Below are 962 nucleotides of genomic sequence, written 5' to 3' on the forward strand. Positions count from 1 at the left end.
ATACCAATTCCGTTAATTAACTTATCAAGTTTAACCAGTCTCTAAAGCAGAGTGAGATGACTCTGCTTTTATCTTCACAAAATCGATTCCACGCTCCACATAGCGTTTCTACGATGTCGTCATAGTTTTCGAAACACCTGTTTGCGACTTCATTTTGACGAAGCCAACTCCATACCTGCTCTATAGAGTTAAGTTCAGGAGAATAAGGCGGGATATGGATAATAGTGAGGTTTTCAAATTCATCTGCAAGGTAGCTTTGGTGCCAACTCGCTTGATCCATGATAACAACAGCATGCTTGCCAACGGGTGTGGCTTGAGAAATCAATCTGAGTTGCTCTTTCATTGCTTCCATATTGCTCAGGGGAACCACTATCGCTTCAGCTTCTCCTGTTGTGACACATACGGCTCCAAACAAGTATGCATACTCAAATTGTTGTTGCTGCACTACTCTGGGGCGTGTCCCTTTCTCTGCCCATATCCGCGTTGTTGTATTGCGTTGACCAAATCTAGCCTCGTCTTGAAACCATATTTGAACATCATTTAAAGGAACATGGCCGGGGATCTTAAGGATCGTTTCGATTGGGAATTTTTTTAAAAGCTTCTTGGGCTTCGAGTGACTGCTTAGGATGTTTAGAGCGAGTCGTAATCCAACTCAGACCGATATCATGTAATAACTGATAGAGCGCCGACTTCTTATATGATGTACCGAAATTACTTTCTATATAAAGCCCAATGTCTCTCGCTTGAAGGCGACCACCACTCTTATTAATGGCATGTTTAATTACATATTCTTTGAGTTGCGATTTCTGTTCGTCAGTTAGGCGGTGAGGTCTGCCAGAGTGTGGTTTCTCCTGAAGCCCTTCAAGACCATTATCGAGATATGCTTTAACCCATTTATTGACGCTTACTCTGCTAACTTTAAGGTACTTAGCTATTTCAGTGCGACTTTTACCGTCAACAAA

At 42.1% G+C, this 962-nt stretch carries 1 protein-coding gene; it reads right to left on the minus strand.

The features are described 5' to 3' along the window. Nucleotides 1–16 precede the first annotated feature (16 nt). A protein-coding gene (locus BCT34_RS10450) for an IS630 family transposase (RefSeq protein ID WP_277869173.1) occupies nucleotides 17–962 on the minus strand; the annotation gives its coding sequence in 2 pieces (ribosomal slippage) (nucleotides 17–592 and nucleotides 594–962; 945 coding nt annotated over the 2 pieces). This gene is flagged as partial in the annotation.

The sequence above is a fragment of the Vibrio sp. 10N.261.45.E2 genome (genome assembly GCF_002875705.1).
GTDB lineage: Bacteria > Pseudomonadota > Gammaproteobacteria > Enterobacterales > Vibrionaceae > Vibrio.